This window comes from Pseudomonas plecoglossicida NBRC 103162 = DSM 15088, assembly GCF_000730665.1.
Classification (GTDB): domain Bacteria; phylum Pseudomonadota; class Gammaproteobacteria; order Pseudomonadales; family Pseudomonadaceae; genus Aquipseudomonas; species Aquipseudomonas plecoglossicida.
This window is the reverse complement of the sequence record NZ_BBIV01000002.1, coordinates 1-15,399: the sequence shown is the minus strand read 5'-3', so window position 1 is coordinate 15,399 and position 15,399 is coordinate 1. Positions and strand designations below refer to the sequence as shown.

Sequence of the window (15,399 nt, the reverse complement as noted above, 5' to 3'; positions counted from 1 at the left end):
GGATTAAGCTAATGGCTTAATGAAGCCGCGCCGCTAGATGGCGACAGGATCGCGTACTGATTCGAATTGGGATGCTTCGGCGACGGCGTGCAGAGGGCACTGGAGAAGCAGTGCGAGGCCGAATGTAACACTTGCTTTTTTCGACGTCTAGTGGGCTGAAAAAGAAAAGCCCCGCATTTGCGGGGCCTTTTCACATCACAGGTGGGCGTCGAGGAACGCGGCCAGCTGCGATTTGGACAGTGCGCCGACCTTGGTGGCCTCGACGTTGCCGTTCTTGAACAGCATCAGCGTCGGGATGCCACGCACGCCGTGCTTGGCCGGGGTTTCCTGGTTGTCGTCGATGTTCAGCTTGGCGACGGTCAGTTTGCCCTCGTAGGTAGCAGCGATGTCGTCCAGTACTGGCGCGATCATCTTGCATGGGCCGCACCATTCAGCCCAGTAGTCGACCAGCACCGGGCCTTGGGCCTGCAGGACTTCGGCCTCGAAGGTGGCGTCGGTGACGTGTTTGATCAGATCGCTGCTCATGGATATCTCCAGGGTCGTAAGCAAAAAACGTGGCCCATAATAGCTGCACCGGTCTCCTACAGGAAGCCGCAGACGATTGAGTGTAACTATAGTTGTGCAAGACCCACGAATCGAAACTGTCACACGAGTGTCATAGCATCGAATGGCACATTGCCTTGCATCAAGGCCCGGTGCGGTGCGGTGCGCGTTGGCGACAGCCAAGGATCGTGGCACGATTGCCGGGTTACCGACCGAGAACACACAGAATGCCGCAAACCTCCGCGAAGAACCTGTCCCTGATCGCCGCCATCGACCTTGGCTCCAACAGTTTCCACATGGTCGTGGCCAAGGCCCACCACACCGAGATCCGCATTCTCGAGCGCCTGGGCGAAAAGGTTCAGCTGGCCGCCGGCATCGACGAAGCGCGCATGCTCAGCGAAGAAGCCATGGAGCGAGGCCTCGAGTGCCTCAAGCGCTTTGCCCAGCTGATCAACGGCATGCCCTCGGGCGCAGTGCGCATCGTCGGCACCAACGCACTGCGCGAAGCTCGCAACCGTAACGAATTCATCCAGCGCGCCGAGGCCATCCTCGGCCACCCGGTCGAGGTGATTTCCGGCCGGGAAGAAGCGCGCCTGATCTACCTCGGTGTATCCCATACCCTGGCCGATACCCCGGGCAAGCGCCTGGTCGCCGACATCGGCGGCGGCAGTACCGAGTTCATCATCGGCCAGCGCTTCGAACCGCTACTGCGCGAAAGCCTGCAGATGGGTTGCGTAAGCTTCACCCAGCGCTACTTCCGCGACGGCAAGATCACCCCGGCGCGCTACGCCCAGGCCTACACCGCCGCGCGCCTGGAACTGATGAGCATCGAGAACGCCCTGCACCGCCTGACCTGGGACGAGGCCATCGGCTCGTCCGGGACCATTCGCGCCATCGGCGCCGCAATCAAGGCCGGCGGCCTGGGCAATGGCGAGGTCAACGCCGAAGGCCTGGCCTGGGTCAAGCGCAAGCTGTTCAAGCTCGGCGAGGTCGACAAGATCGACTTCGAGGGCGTCAAGCCGGACCGCCGCACCATTTTCCCGGCCGGCCTGGCGATTCTCGAAGCGATCTTCGACGCCCTGGAACTGCAACGCATGGACCACTGCGACGGCGCCCTGCGCGAAGGTGTGCTGTTTGACCTGCTCGGCCGCCACCACCACGAAGATGTCCGCGAACGCACCCTCAACTCGCTGATGGAGCGCTACCACGTCGACCAGGGCCAGGCCGCGCGTGTCGAGCGCAAGGCACTGCACGCGTTCGACCAGGTGGCCAAGGCGTGGGATCTGGAAGAAGGGAATTGGCGCGATCTGCTGGGCTGGGCAGCGAAAATCCACGAAATCGGACTGGATATCGCCCATTACCATTACCACAAGCACGGTGCCTACCTGATCGAGCACTCGGACCTGTCGGGCTTCTCCCGTGAAGACCAGCAGATGATGGCCCTGCTGGTGCGCGGCCATCGCCGCAACATTCCCAAGGACAAGTTCGCCGAACTGGGCGATGAAGGCGTGAAGCTGCTGCGCCTGTGCGTCCTGCTGCGCTTCGCCATCCTGTTCCACCACATCCGCGGCACCCAGCAGATGCCGAAGGTGCAGCTTCAGGCTGCCGACAACAGCCTCGACGTCGCCTTCCCGGAAGGCTGGCTGGAACAGAACCAGCTGACCCAGGCCGACTTCGCCAACGAGGCGGAGTGGCTGACCCGGGTCAACTTCACCCTCAGCGCACGTTGAGGACCGGGTTGCTCAGGCGCTCCAGCAAGGTCGCCTGGGCACTGCGCGGGTTCTGGTTGCCGGTCGGGCTGCTGCGCACGTAGCGCCCGTCGGGCTGCAGGGTCCAGGCGTGGGTGTTGTCGGTCAGGTAGCCTTCGAGCTCCTTCTTCACCCGCAGCAACAGCTTCTTGCCTTCCACCGGGAAGCAGGTCTCGACACGCTTGTCGAGATTGCGCTCCATCCAGTCGGCACTGGACAGGTAGATCTGCTCTTCGCCGCCATTGAGGAAGTAGAACACCCGGGTGTGCTCGAGGAATCGACCGATGATCGAGCGTACCTGGATGTTGTGCGAAACCCCCGGAATACCTGGGCGTAGGCAGCACATGCCACGGACCACCAGGTCGATCTTCACCCCCGACTGGCTGGCCTTGTACAGGGCCTTGATGACCTTGGCGTCAGTCAGCGAGTTGAACTTGGCGATGATGTGCGCAGGCTTGCCTTCCAGGGCGAACTGGGTCTCCCGGGCGATCATGTCGAGCATGCCTTTCTTCAGGGTGAACGGCGCGTGCAGCAGCTTCTTCATGCGCAGCGTCTTGCCCATGCCGATCAGCTGGCTGAACAGTTTGCCGACGTCCTCGGTGAGGGCATCGTCGGAGGTCAGCAGGCTGTAGTCGGTATACAGGCGGGCGTTGCCGGCGTGGTAGTTGCCGGTACCCAGGTGCGCATAGCGGACAATCTCGCCTTGTTCGCGACGCAGGATCAACATCATCTTGGCGTGGGTCTTGAAGCCGACCACACCGTAGATCACCACCGCGCCGGCAGCTTGCAGGCGGCTGGCCATCTGCAGGTTGGACTCTTCGTCGAAGCGCGCACGCAGTTCGATCACCGCTGTGACCTCCTTGCCGTTACGCGCCGCGTCCACCAGGGCGTCGACGATCTCCGAGTTGGCCCCGGAGCGGTACAGGGTCTGGCGCACAGCGAGTACGTGCGGGTCCTTGGCAGCCTGGCGCAGCAGGTCGACCACTGGGGTGAAGGACTCGAACGGGTGCATCAGCAGGATGTCCTGCTTGCTGATCACGCTGAAGATGTTATCGGCATTCACCAGCAGCTTGGGAATTGCCGGGGTGAACGGCGTGTACTGCAGCTCCGGATGGCTGTCGAGGCCGGTGATGCTGAACAGGCGGGTCAGGTTGACCGGGCCGTTGACCTGGTACAGCTCGCTCTCGCTCAGGCTGAACTGCTTGAGCAGGTAGTCGGACAGGTGTTTCGGGCAGGTGTCGGCCACCTCCAGGCGCACGGCATCGCCGTAACGGCGCGAGAACAGCTCACCGCGCAGGGCCCGGGCAAGGTCGTCGACCTCTTCGGAATCCAGCGCCAGGTCAGCGTTGCGGGTCAGGCGGAACTGGTAGCAGCCCTTGACCTTCATGCCCTGGAACAGATCGTCGGCGTGGGCGTGAATCATCGACGACAGGAACACGTAGTTGTCGCCAGCGCCGCCCACGTCTTCCGGCACGCGGATGACCCGTGGCAGCAGGCGCGGCGCCGGGATGATCGCCAGGCCCGAATCGCGGCCGAAGGCGTCGACACCTTCGAGCTCGACAATGAAGTTGAGGCTCTTGTTCACCAGCAACGGGAACGGGTGGGTCGGGTCGAGGCCGATCGGCGTGATGATCGGCGCGATCTCGTCGCGGAAGAAGCGGCGCACCCAGGTCTTGAGCTTGGGTGTCCAGTGGCGACGGCGAATGAAGCGAATGGCGTGCTTTTCCAGCTCCGGCAGCAGCACGTCGTTGAGGATCGCGTACTGGCGCTCAACTTCGATGTGCACCAGCTCGCTGATGCGCGCCAGCGCCTGGTGCGGCTGCAGGCCATCGGCGCCAGCCTGTTCACGGGCGAAATTGATCTGCTTCTTCAGGCCCGCCACGCGGATCTCGAAGAACTCATCGAGGTTGCTGGAGAAGATCAGCAGGAACTTCAGGCGCTCGAGCAGCGGATAGGACTCATCCAGGGCCTGCTCCAGCACACGAATATTGAACTGCAGCTGCGACAGCTCGCGGTGAATGTACAGGCTGCTGTCATCCAGGCTCGGTATGGCGATGGCAGGCGTCGGCGCGGGGGTTGGCACGACTGCCTCGACCACCGGTTCCGGGGCCTCGGGCAAATCTGGCGGGGTCTGCACGATCTCTTCGGGGACGGCCTGGGCATCCTTGATTGCGACAGGGGTGAGCACTTCATTATTCATCTGGACGTTCCTGGAGGACGTTAACGCCCTATCATCAATTGAGCGGGACGATAAGCGGCCATTATGACGCCTGTGTTACAGCTTGAGGCAAGCCCAAGACTTGCGGCCAAAGGCATTGTCCGCGTAGGAATTGTTCACGTCGAGACACATTTGGACACTTTCACGAAAGCGCGCGAAGGGGTAGGCTGCGCGTTCATTTCGCCAGCACCTCAGAAAATGCTTCAACAATTCCTGCAGGATTTCGGCTATTTTGCCCTTTTTCTAGGCACCTTCTTCGAAGGCGAGACCATCCTGGTGCTTGCGGGATTCCTTGCGTTCCGTGGCTACATGGACATCAGCCTGGTGGTGATCGTGGCGTTCTTCGGCAGCTATGCCGGCGACCAGCTGTGGTACTTCATGGGCCGTCGCCACGGCCGTGCCATCCTCGCACGCAAACCGCGCTGGCAGGCCATGGGTGACCGGGCTTTGGAGCACATCCGCCGCCACCCGGACATCTGGGTCCTGAGTTTCCGCTTCGTCTACGGCCTGCGCACGGTGATGCCCGTGGCCATCGGCCTGTCCGGCTACCCACCACGGCGCTACCTGTTGCTCAACGGCATCGGCGCGGCCATCTGGGCATTGGCCCTGGGTGCGGCCGCCTACCACTTCGGCGCCATCCTCGAAGGCATGCTGGGCAACGTGAAGAAGTACGAGCTATGGGTGCTCGGCGGCCTGTTGCTGCTGGGTGGCCTGCTCTGGCTGCGCCGGCGTTTTCGCACCCTGCGCGCGGAGCGCAAGGCGGCGGCACAGGGCCAGGGCCCAGAGGCTGAAAAGGGTGTAGGCCCCGAGCAGGAACCACGCCAGGGGCGTGACCAGCACTAAGCCACAGGCGCCGGCCAGGTACAGTGCCGGCGCATTCGACAGCAGGCGCGCCAGCTCCAGACGCACTGCCCAGGGGCGGTTCTCCAGCGCCGCCCCCAGCACGAACAGACCAAACGCCGTCGCCGACCAGCCAAGCACCAAGGCAGCGCCCGACACCTGCTCGGCAACGTCCATCAAGTAGCTGCCCAACGCCACGTAGGCCACGAACTGTGCAGCCACGTACACCTGCTGCGCGCGCCCCAGGGCGATCTCGAACTTTCGGAACAAGGCCAGGTTCTGCTTCGGCTGTGGATAACGCCTCGCGACATCCGCCGGGCGCCACCCGGTGGGCATGAACCAGATACGCAGCTTGTCCCACCCGCTTCGCGTACGTCGCGCGTCCTCCCACAGCTGGGCATAGAACTGCAGGTTGGCCCACAGCGGGTTCCAGCTCGCCAGCGGCGTGGTCACGCCGAACACCACCGGCTCGGCCGGGTCCTCCTCCTTGAAGGTGCCGAACAGACGATCCCAGAGAATGAACACACCGCCGTAGTTGCGATCCAAGTAGGCAGGATTCTGCGCATGGTGGACGCGATGGTTGGACGGTGTGATCAGTACCCACTCGAGCCAGCCCAACTTGGGAATGTGCCGGGTGTGCACCCAGAACTGGTACAGCAGGTTCAACGACGCCACGGTGATGAACACCACCGGCGGCACACCGATCAGCGCCAGCGGCAGGTAGAAGATCCAGGAAAAGATGAAACCGCTGCTGGTCTGGCGCAGTGCGGTGGTGAGGTTGTATTCCTCGCTCTGGTGATGCACCGAATGCGCAGCCCACAACACATTGCGCTCATGGCCCAGGCGGTGCAGCCAGTAATAGCACAGGTCATACAGCACGAATGCCAGCAGCCATACCCACCAGGCCTGCTCCGGCAAGCGCAGCAGCGCCAGGTGCTCCCAGGCCAGTGCATAGGTCAGCAGCCCCGCCCCTTTGGTCAGCAACCCGGTGCTGGTGGACAGCACCCCCGTGCTCAGGCTGTTGATCGAGTCGGCCACGGTGAAGTTGCGCTGGCCGCGGACATGGTCAGCGACAAGCTCTACCGCGATCAGCACGAAGAAGAACGGCACGGCCAGCAGAATAAGGTCCATGGACGGGTAGCCTCGAAGGTTATCCACTAGAGATTAGGATGCGCCCGTGCGAATCCCTATGGCCACATCTGCCAAACTAGAGGACATTTAGCGCCTCGAAAATGGAGAAATGAGCATGACGAAAAAAGTAGCGGTGATTCTTTCCGGCTGTGGCGTGTACGACGGCGCCGAGATCCATGAAAGCGTGATCACCCTGCTGCGCCTCGACCAACGCGGCGCGCAGGTTCAGTGCTTTGCGCCGAACATCGCGCAGATGCATGTGATCGACCACGTGACCGGCGAAGAAATGCCCGAGTCGCGCAATGTGCTGGTGGAATCGGCGCGTATTGCCCGTGGCGAGGTGAAGGACATCCGTGAAGCCAAGGCCGAGGACTTCGATGCGCTGATCGTACCGGGCGGCTTCGGTGCAGCCAAGAACCTGTCCAACTTCGCCATCGAAGGCACCGAGTGCACCATCAACCCCGACGTGCTGGCCCTGGCCGAAGCCTTTGCCGAAGCGTGCAAGCCGGTTGGCCTGATCTGCATTTCGCCGGCGCTGGCGGCGAAGATCTACGGCCCGGGTGTGGTCTGCACCATCGGCAACGATGCCGGTACCGCCGCCGCAGTGGAGAAGATGGGCGGCAAGCATGAAGAGTGCGATGTGCATGACATCGTCGAAGACCCCCAGCGCAAGCTGGTGACCACCCCGGCCTACATGGTGGCCAAGTCGATCAGTGAAGCGGCGGGCGGCATCTACAAGCTGGTTGATCGGGTGCTGGAACTGACCCACGAGGGTGACTGATCAGCCCTTGGCCAGGCGGGTCAGGATACGGTCCAGGGCATTGGCGAATGCCTGCTTTTCGCGTTCGCCATAGGGCGCCTGCCCGCCCCCGACCTGCCCCTGCTCGCGCAGCTCGGTGAACAGGTTGCGCACGGCCAGCCGCTCGCCCATGTTGCGCTCGTCGAACTCGCGGCCACGCGGGTCCAGCGCAGCCACCCCCTTCTTGATCAGGCGGTCGGCCAGCGGCACGTCGCTGCAGATCACCAGCTCGCCGGGCACGGCATGCTCGACCAGGTAATCATCGGCGGCATCCATGCCGGCGGGCACCACGATCAGCCGCACCACGGCGAAGGCCGGCTTGGCCACGGCCTGGCCGGCCACCATCACCACCTCCAGCTTGCGCTTGAGGGCGAACTTGACGATCAGGTCCTTGGCTGCCTTGGGGCAGGCGTCGGCGTCGATCCATATGCGCATGAAGCAATTCTCTCTTCAGATCTGCACTGGCCTCAGTTCGCCGCAGCCCGGCGCTTCTCGGCCAGGCGACTACGCCCATACAACACCACGATAGCCAGCAACGCCAGCGCCTGCGCCGCCAGCGAATAGGCATCGGCATGAATCCCCAGCCAATCGAACTCGAAGAACGCCACTGGCCGCGTACCCAGTACGCCCGCCTCTTGCAACGCCTTCACGCCATGCCCGGCGAACACCACCGACAGCGCGCAGAGCAAGGCTGCGTTGATGCTGAAGAACAGCGACAGCGGCAGTTTGGCCGAGCCACGCAAGATCACCCAGGCCAGGCCCACCAGCAGCACCAGCGCCGTGGCACCACCCGCCAGCACCGCCTGATGCCCGGCAGGCCCGGCCTGCAGCCACAGGGTTTCGTAGAACAGGATCACCTCGAACAGCTCTCGGTACACCGAGAAGAACGCCAGCACGGCAAAGCCGAAACGCCCGCCGCCACTGACCAGGCTGCTCTTGATGTAGTCCTGCCATGCCGCCGCATGCCGACGGTCGTGCATCCACACGCCCAGCCACAACACCATCACCGCCGCGAACAGTGCCGTGCAGCCTTCGAGCAGTTCTCGTTGGGCGCCGCCGACGTCGATCACATAGGCAGCCAGTGCCCAGGTGGCGAAGCCGGCGACCAGCGCCAGGCCCCAGCCGATGTTGACGCTGCGCACGGCCGATTGCTGGCCGGTGTTGCGCAGGAAGGCCAGGATCGCCGCCAGCACCAGAATGGCTTCAAGGCCTTCGCGCAGCAGGATAAGCAAGCCGGAGATGTAGCTCAGCGACCAGCTCAGGCCATCGCTGCCCAGCAGCTTGGAGGCCTGACCCAGCTTGACCTTGGCTTCGGCCAGGCGCTGCTCCGCCTGCGCGACCGGCAAGCCGTCCTGAAGTGATTGGCGGTAAGCCATCAGCGACTTTTCAGTGTCCTTGCGTGCCTGGGTATCGATGTTGTCCAACGAGCTCTCGACCAGCTCGAAACCTTCGAGGTAGGCGGCCACGGAAAGGTCGTAGGCCTGGTCGTGATCGCCTGCGCGGTAGGCTGCCAGGCTCTTGTCCAAGGTGCTGGCGGTGTATTCGAGCAACTGCGCCGGGCCGCGCTTGACCTGCGGCGGCTGGGCGCGCTGGGCGCGGAAGGCCTCCAGCGCACCGGCGCCTTCATTGGCGGCCACTTCGGCCGGGGTCTGGCGGGCCAGGTCGGCGATGTTCCAGGTCTTGTCTCCCTTGGCCGCTTGTGGGTCAGCGGTGAAGCTGGCGATGTAGGCGGCCACGTCCCAGCGCTGACGCTCGTCGAGCTGGTCGGCGAAGGACGGCATCTCGGTGCCGTCGATGCCCAGGTTGAGCGTGTTGTAGAGGTCGAACAGGCTCAACTGGTCAAGGCGCTCGATGTTGCGCAGGTTGGCTGGTGGCGGCTCCAGGCCCAAGCCGGCCGGGCCATCGCCCGCCCCGGTGTCGCCGTGGCAGATCGAGCAGTTCTGTGCGTAGAGCGCGGCGCCTCGGGCCGGGTCCGGGGTGATCACCGGGGCCTGGCTGACCTCGTAGGCCACCGCCAGGCGCGCGCCCAGCTGGCGAGCCTGCTTGGCAACTGCGGCGCCTTGCTGGCGTTGGTCGATGGCCTGGCGCAGCGCTTGAACGCCCTGCTCCAAGGCATTTTGCTCGGCATTTGCCGGCAGGCCTTTGACCAGATCGGCCAACACCGCGCTGAACTCCTGTTGCTCACGGTATTCACCGTCGTCGATCACCCTGCCGTCGCGCACGGTCGGCGGGTAGTCGGCACCGATGTAATCGAGCAGATGCAAGGCTTTGGCAGCCTCGGCGGGCGCTTCGGCCAGCGTCAGGGTGCTGCACAGCGCCAGAACGGGCCACAGCAGCCAAGCAAGCAGACGGGAAGGGGAATTCATGGCCAATCTCGAAGGGAATACGAAAGAGAACATTGTTCACTTCCACTCAGCTTCCCTCAAGGTTTGTGGGCGGAATTCATGAAAAATCTGGCCGCACTTTCACACGCGGCCCTTCGATAAACTGCTGCCATAATTTTTTGAGTGAGAAAAAAATCAAACCAACCCTAAAAAATCACAATTTTCCTTGTAGAGTGAGAAAAAATTTGCCAGATGATGCCGATGTGAGGATCTCCGTAAACCGGGTGTCTCACGCCCAATCGCCTTGCGAGGCGACCCGAGGACAGTATTCCGGGAGCACTTCCCAGCCAAGACAGCACCTTCCGACAGGCGCCGTAGGATAATTCGACAGAGAACGGAAACTGAAGCATTTGGCTTCAAATTCGGAAATATCCTACTCCATGGCATGGGTGCGGGATGTGCTAGTCAATAGCTGCCCGCCTTGGGTCCTGTAGTGTTGCGTAAATCGAGCGCCACCCGCGCGGCGCATCGCGGGCGGCGCTCGATTTACGCATCACTAGAAAAACCAAGGCATGCACTTCGCGGCCTCACACTATCCCGCCCCTCCCTAACGACCAAGGCCCCCTCACTGCTTCGCAGGATCCTTCCACCCCCCCCCCAGCGCCAGGAACACCCCGATCTGCCCCAGCGCCACCTGGCTGTTCGCCGCCGCCAGCTGCGCCCGCACGTCGGTATAGGTCCGCGTCGCCTGCAGGTCCGCCAGGAACGACTCGCGCCCGGCCTGGTAATACCGGTGCGTCTGGTCCGCGGCTTCCTTCGCCGACTGCTCCGCCTCGGCCAGCGCATCACGCCGGTCCAGCAAGGCGCTGTACTGGGCCAGGCGAGTCTGGGTTTCGCGAATGGCGTTCAGCACCACGCCGTCGAAATGCGCCAGCGCGGCTTGAGTCGAGGCCTCTGCCATGCGAATGCGGGCACGGGTGCCGTTGGTGGGGATGGTCCAGCTGATCTGCGGGCCAAAGCCCCAACGGTTGGTCGAAGGCTCGCCGAGGTTTTCGAGGATACCGATGGTGCCGACCTGGGCACCGAAGCTGACATCCGGGTACAGCGCACCCGTCGCCACGCCGATGGTCGCGGTGGCAGCCGCCAGTTGGCGTTCGGCCTGGCGCACGTCTGGGCGCCGCTTGAGCAGCGCAGTGCCATCGCCGACCGGCACCAGCTGGTTCAAGTGCGGCAGCTCGGCGCAATCGGCGGTACCGGCAGGCAGTTGCTCGACCGGCTTGGCCAGCAGCGCTGCCAGGGTATACATGCCGGTCTCGCGCTCGGCCTTGAAGCGCGGCAGTTCAGCGCGCAACGACTTGAACTGGGTCTGCGAGCGGGTGACCTGGGTCTCATCGCCGCGGCCCGCATCGCGCAGGCGCTGGTTGAGCTGCACGCTCTGCTCCTGCAGGTCGAGCGACTCGCGGGCGATGTGGTATTCCTCGTTGGCCGAGCACACCTGGGTGTAGGCCTTGACCACATCCGCCACCAGGGTGATCCGCGCGGTGTCGGCGGCAGCCTGCACGGCATCGGCATTGGCCTGGGCCGCTTCGGTGCCGCGCTTGAAGGTGCCCCACAGGTCGAACTGGTACGAGGCGCTGATGATGGCCTCGCCGATATTGGCTACCGGGACTTTCTCCGGCAGCAGGAAGGCTTCGCCCGACTCTTGCAAACGTTGCGCGCCGGCCTTGACGCCGCCACTGAAACCGCCCTGCGACTCGGCCACTTCAACCTGGGCGCGGGCCTTGGCGATGTTGGCCGCCGCCACGCGCAACTCGGTGTTGGCACTCAGCGCCTGACGTACCAGCTCGTTGAGCCGTTGATCCTGATAGAGCTGCCACCAGTCCTCGGGCACCGGCGCCGACACCACGCTATCGGCATCCTGGCGCAACGGGCCGTTGAGGTCGCTGCGCTGCACCGCCGCCTCTTTCGGCACTTCATAGTCCGGGCCAACCATCATGCAGGCCCCCAGAGACAGACATAAGCCCGCCAGGATCAGCTGTTTCATGGGTGCTGCCCCTCGATGATCGAGACCGTGGCAGTACGCCCGGCGATCATGCGGAAGTCTTGCGGCACTTCGTCGAAGGCGATACGCACCGGGATCCGCTGGGCCAGGCGCACCCAGCTGAACGCCGGGTTGACGTTGGGCAACAGGTTGGCGCCGCTGCTGCGGTCGCGGTCCTCGATGCCGGCGGCAAAGCTCTGCACATGGCCGCGCAGGCGGGTGTTGTCACCCATCACGCGGATGTCCACGGCGTCGCCGATATGGATACCGCCCAGCTTGGTTTCTTCGAAATAGCCATCGACATGGTACGAAGCGCTGTCGACCACCGACAGCACCGGGCGGCCGGCCGTGACGAATTCGTGGTTACGCGGGGCACGGTCGTTCAGATAACCGTCCACCGGGCTGCGCACCACCGAACGGTCGAGGTTGAGCTGGGCGCTGTCGACGGCCACCTGGGCCTCGCTCACCGCAGAGCGGGCGCGCGCCTCGCGCGACTGGCTCTCTTCCAGTTGTTCCGCCGCCACCAGGTTGCCCAGCTTGCGGTTGCGCTGCGCCTCGCGTGAGGCCTGGGCGAGGATTTCCTGGCGCTCGCCCAGGGTGGCCTTGGCCTGGCGCAGGGCCAGGGTGAAGCGGTCCTGGTCGATGGTGAACAGCACGTCGCCGCGCTTGACGGTCTGGTTGTCACGCACCTCGACCTTCTGGATCAGCCCGGACACATCCGGGGCGATCTGGATCACGTCGGCGCGGATGTGGCCGTCGCGGGTCCAGGGGGCGAACATGTAGTACACCACCATCTGCCACACGAGCACGGCGGCGAAGGTCACTACCAGCAAGGTCAGGACCACGCGGCCCAGGGTCAACAAAGGTTTTTTCATGGCAGCATCAGGCTTCGGCAAAAGTGGTCTACCGCGCCAAGCAGCACGGCATACAGAGCAACGTTGAACAGCGCCCGGTGCCAGACCAGGCGGTAGAAATGCAGGCGCACCAGCACGGCGTGCACCCCGAGGAACAGCAGGTAGGTGCCAAACATCATCACCAGCAGCGTGGGCAGGAACACCCCGCTGATATCCAGTTCACCGATCACAGGGGCGCTCCGTCCAGCCCGGGGGGCAGTTGCGGTTGTTCGGCAGGCTCGAGCATCACCTCGACACCCGGCAACAGCGCCAGGCGCAGGCCGCTCAGGGCATGCAGCAGATGGGTGCGGGCATCGCCGCGTTCGTACAGCTCATCCAGGTTCAGCGCCTGCCGCGCACGCTCCATGTTGCGCAGCAGCGCGGCCGGCGCATGCAGGCGTTCGCCGGCGCGCAGGCAGGCCGCGTAGTGGCTGCCGACTTCCTCGATCACCGTCTGCAGCCGCTCACGGGCCTGCGTTCCGGCCCGTGGCAAGTAGGCCAGCAGGTCCAGCAGGTTCAGGCCCACGCGCAGGTCGCGCAGGGCTACGCCGCTGTCCTGCCCGGTCTGCGACAGGCGCGGCAGGTGCTGCATCAGGCGGTCGAGCATCTGCACGCCGACCTGGCGATGCTCGGCCAGGGTGGCCGGCTCGGTCATTTCGACGATGTCGCGCCAGACGAAGCGGGTCATGCGCTTGGCCGCCAGCTCCACGCCGAACGGGCGCATCACCAAGGTCCAGATGAACGCGAACAGCAAGCCCACCGGGCCGGCCAGGTTGGAGTTGAGGAAGGTGAAGAAATCGGCGTCGTAGGCGCCCTGGATACTGATGAAGGTCGAGGTGTTGACGATGGTCAGCAAGGTGCCCAGGTAGAAGCGCGGCTGCACGGTCAGGGTGCCGATGCAGATGAACGGCACGGCAAAGGCCAGCACCAGCATCGGGAAGTCGTGCAGGTTGGGCAGAACCAGGAACAGGTACAGGCTGGAGAAGATGACTGACATCAGCGTCCAGAAGAAAAACCGGTAGATCTGCGGTGCCGGGTCGTCCATGGCGGCGAAGAAGCTGCACGACACGGCGGCGAGGATCACGGCGCTGGCGCCATCGTGCCAGCCCAGGCCGATCCACAGGCCACAGGCGACGATGATCGCCAGCACCGTGGACACCACCGAATAGAGCATCAGGCCGCGGTCGAAGAACGCCGTCAGACGGCCCAGGCGCCAGTGTCGGTATGCCGGGCGCCAGGGTTTGGCGTCGTCGGTGCGCAGGGCATGTTGCAAGGTGCAGCAGTCCTGCCAGAGGTCGGCCCATTCGGTCAGGCGGTACAGGGCGTTGGACAGCAGCAGTTCGGCGCGCTGATCCAGCGCCGCAGCGCCCGGCTGCAGGCGGTCGATCTGCTCGTGGAGCGCCGTCCAGCGCGCCACCGAGGCATTTTCGGCAGTGCCTGCGAGCCATTCGCGCGCGGCATCCAGCACCGGCTGCAACTGGGCGAAATGCGACGGGGCGCGGCCTTCGAGGGCGACCAGGGCATCGTCGAGGTCATCGATCACCGGCAGCAGGTGAATCATCCGCCCGCGCAGCTCGCGGGCGTTCTTCAGGGTATGCGGGCCGGCGCCTTCATGGCCGAGCTGGCCGATCATCAACTCCAGGGAGTTGAACGTGGTGACCATCGTACCGCGCATGCCGCCCACCTTGTCGGCGGCCACATCGCGGGCCAGGTAGGTATCGCTGTAGCGAATCGCCTCTGCAAACCAGCTTCCGGTAGCGCCCACCACCACCGGGGCCAGGCGTCGCGGCCAGAAAATCGCGCCGACCACCGCCGCGCAGACGATACCCAGGCAGATTTCCTGGGCCCGCGAAGAGGCCACGTCGAACACTGCCAGCGGGTTGTCGACCACTGCCAGGGCGATCATCGGCAAGGTGTAGCCGGCCAGCATCAGCACATAGTTGTTGGCCGTGCGCAAGTTCAGCGACAAGTACAGCAAGGTCCCGGTCCACAAGGCGATGGCCACCGTCAGCAGCAACGGCGACTGCACCAGCGGCGGTACCAGGAAGATCGCCCCGCCCGCACCGAGCAGCGTACCCAGGGCGCGATACAGGGCCTTGGAGCTGGTCGGCCCGACGAACGGGCTGGAGACGATGTACACCGTCGCCATGGCCCAGTAAGGACGCGGTAGCTGCATGAGCAGGGCGATGTACAACGCGATCATCGAGGCGGCGAAGGTACGCACGCCGTAGAACCAGTCGCGAGCCGGCGGCAGCGAGCTGAAGAAACCGTTCATGCCACCCCGCCTGCCGTGCCGAGGCCGGCCGATTCGAAGGCCCGCAGCACGCGCAGGGTGGCTTGCAGGTCGGCTTCGTCGATGCCTTGCAGCACTTCGTGACGCACCCGCACCAGTTCCGCTTCGATGGCTTCGGCCAGGCCACGGCCTTCGGCGGTCAGGCTCAGGGCCTTGGCGCGGCGGTCCAGCGGGTCCTCGCTGCGGCACACCAGCCCGGCCTTGCACAGCTGGTCGAGCAAGCGAACCAGCGACGGGCTTTCCAGGCCCGCGGCCTGGGCCACGGCCACCTGGTGCACGCCGTCGCCCAGGCGCACGATCATCAGCAACGGCGCGGCGCAGGCTTCGGAAATACCGTAGCTGGTCAGCGCCGAATGGCAGATCCGCCGCCAATGGCGAGCGGCAACGACCATACCGGTGCTGACTTGCAGGCGCAGGGAGTCAAGGGTCATGTTGGGGGAACCAAGGATATTCATAGTTTGCTAACTATCTAATATACGCCTTGCCCTCCCCCTGTCGTCAACCGCGGGCGACGGAGGGAATGGATGAATTGTTGTTCATGCAAAGAGGATGGGTTGTCTGGACCGGCC

The 15,399-nt window shown here is 64.2% G+C and carries 12 protein-coding genes and 1 pseudogene; 3 read left to right on the top strand and 10 right to left on the bottom strand.

Annotated elements, in window-relative coordinates; translation table 11 throughout:
• Positions 1-195: 195 nt before the first annotated feature.
• Positions 196-525, bottom strand: coding sequence for a thioredoxin TrxA (gene trxA / locus PPL01S_RS00180; RefSeq protein WP_016392405.1), 330 nt, complete (start codon positions 523-525; stop codon positions 196-198).
• Positions 526-770: 245 nt separating this feature from the next.
• Between trxA and ppx the strand changes: the two genes are divergently transcribed.
• Positions 771-2,273, top strand: coding sequence for an exopolyphosphatase (ppx, locus tag PPL01S_RS00175; protein ID WP_016392404.1), 1,503 nt, complete (start codon positions 771-773; stop codon positions 2,271-2,273).
• Here the strand turns inward: ppx and ppk1 are convergent.
• Positions 2,260-4,491: a polyphosphate kinase 1 gene (gene ppk1 / locus PPL01S_RS00170; protein WP_016392403.1), complete on the bottom strand. Its 2,232-nt coding sequence runs from the start codon at positions 4,489-4,491 to the stop codon at positions 2,260-2,262. The genes ppx and ppk1 overlap by 14 nt on opposite strands.
• Before the next feature lie 216 nt (positions 4,492-4,707).
• Between ppk1 and PPL01S_RS24395 the strand changes: the two genes are divergently transcribed.
• A complete protein-coding gene (locus PPL01S_RS24395) occupies positions 4,708-5,352 on the top strand; it encodes a DedA family protein (protein ID WP_162176843.1) in 645 nt (214 codons plus the stop codon).
• A 501-nt stretch (positions 5,353-5,853) separates the two neighbouring features.
• Here PPL01S_RS24395 and PPL01S_RS25565 read toward each other — a convergent pair.
• A pseudogene (locus tag PPL01S_RS25565) lies at positions 5,854-6,480 on the bottom strand (sterol desaturase family protein); the annotation flags it as partial.
• A 115-nt stretch (positions 6,481-6,595) separates the two neighbouring features.
• Here PPL01S_RS25565 and elbB point away from each other — a divergent pair.
• Entirely contained in the window at positions 6,596-7,261 is a 666-nt protein-coding gene (gene elbB / locus PPL01S_RS00155; RefSeq protein ID WP_016392400.1) for an isoprenoid biosynthesis glyoxalase ElbB, read from the top strand.
• Here elbB and PPL01S_RS00150 read toward each other — a convergent pair whose 3' ends face one another.
• The 7 genes from PPL01S_RS00150 to PPL01S_RS00120 all read right to left on the bottom strand — a co-directional run bounded on the left by PPL01S_RS00150 (position 7,262) and on the right by PPL01S_RS00120 (position 15,261).
• The gene (locus tag PPL01S_RS00150) at positions 7,262-7,714 is read right to left on the bottom strand and encodes a YaiI/YqxD family protein (RefSeq protein WP_016392399.1); all 453 of its coding nucleotides are present in this window, start codon (positions 7,712-7,714) and stop codon (positions 7,262-7,264) included. It lies immediately after the preceding gene.
• A gap of 32 nt (positions 7,715-7,746) precedes the next feature.
• Positions 7,747-9,678, bottom strand: a complete 1,932-nt coding sequence (locus tag PPL01S_RS00145) for a cytochrome c/FTR1 family iron permease (RefSeq protein ID WP_028625027.1) — start codon at positions 9,676-9,678, stop codon at positions 7,747-7,749.
• Between the two features lie 550 nt (positions 9,679-10,228).
• Positions 10,229-11,647: an efflux transporter outer membrane subunit gene (locus PPL01S_RS00140; protein WP_016392397.1), complete on the bottom strand. Its 1,419-nt coding sequence runs from the start codon at positions 11,645-11,647 to the stop codon at positions 10,229-10,231.
• On the bottom strand, positions 11,644-12,519 hold the full coding sequence (locus tag PPL01S_RS00135; protein WP_028625025.1) for an efflux RND transporter periplasmic adaptor subunit: 876 nt from the start codon (positions 12,517-12,519) through the stop codon (positions 11,644-11,646). The genes PPL01S_RS00140 and PPL01S_RS00135 overlap by 4 nt, the downstream gene beginning before the upstream one ends.
• Positions 12,516-12,728, bottom strand: a complete 213-nt coding sequence (locus tag PPL01S_RS00130; RefSeq protein WP_016392395.1) for a DUF1656 domain-containing protein — start codon at positions 12,726-12,728, stop codon at positions 12,516-12,518. Before PPL01S_RS00130 ends, PPL01S_RS00135 begins: the two co-directional genes overlap by 4 nt.
• The gene (locus tag PPL01S_RS00125; protein WP_016392394.1) at positions 12,725-14,812 is read right to left on the bottom strand and encodes an FUSC family protein; all 2,088 of its coding nucleotides are present in this window, start codon (positions 14,810-14,812) and stop codon (positions 12,725-12,727) included. Before PPL01S_RS00125 ends, PPL01S_RS00130 begins: the two co-directional genes overlap by 4 nt.
• Entirely contained in the window at positions 14,809-15,261 is a 453-nt protein-coding gene (locus tag PPL01S_RS00120) for a MarR family winged helix-turn-helix transcriptional regulator (protein ID WP_016392393.1), read from the bottom strand. Before PPL01S_RS00120 ends, PPL01S_RS00125 begins: the two co-directional genes overlap by 4 nt.
• Positions 15,262-15,399 lie beyond the last annotated feature (138 nt).

Bases quoted from the DNA above. Each gene is read 5' to 3' on its own strand.
- ppk1 (WP_016392403.1), bottom strand. From the start codon at position 4,491: ATGAATAATGAAGTGCTCACCCCTGTCGCAATCAAGGATGCCCAGGCC.
- PPL01S_RS00125 (WP_016392394.1), bottom strand. From the start codon at position 14,812: ATGAACGGTTTCTTCAGCTCGCTGCCGCCGGCTCGCGACTGGTTCTAC.
- PPL01S_RS00120 (WP_016392393.1), bottom strand. From the start codon at position 15,261: ATGACCCTTGACTCCCTGCGCCTGCAAGTCAGCACCGGTATGGTCGTT.
- PPL01S_RS00145 (WP_028625027.1), bottom strand. From the start codon at position 9,678: ATGTTCTCTTTCGTATTCCCTTCGAGATTGGCCATGAATTCCCCTTCC.
- ppx (WP_016392404.1), top strand. From the start codon at position 771: ATGCCGCAAACCTCCGCGAAGAACCTGTCCCTGATCGCCGCCATCGAC.
- PPL01S_RS24395 (WP_162176843.1), top strand. From the start codon at position 4,708: ATGCTTCAACAATTCCTGCAGGATTTCGGCTATTTTGCCCTTTTTCTA.
- PPL01S_RS00135 (WP_028625025.1), bottom strand. From the start codon at position 12,519: ATGAAAAAACCTTTGTTGACCCTGGGCCGCGTGGTCCTGACCTTGCTG.
- PPL01S_RS00140 (WP_016392397.1), bottom strand. From the start codon at position 11,647: ATGAAACAGCTGATCCTGGCGGGCTTATGTCTGTCTCTGGGGGCCTGC.
- PPL01S_RS00150 (WP_016392399.1), bottom strand. From the start codon at position 7,714: ATGCGCATATGGATCGACGCCGACGCCTGCCCCAAGGCAGCCAAGGAC.
- trxA (WP_016392405.1), bottom strand. From the start codon at position 525: ATGAGCAGCGATCTGATCAAACACGTCACCGACGCCACCTTCGAGGCC.
- elbB (WP_016392400.1), top strand. From the start codon at position 6,596: ATGACGAAAAAAGTAGCGGTGATTCTTTCCGGCTGTGGCGTGTACGAC.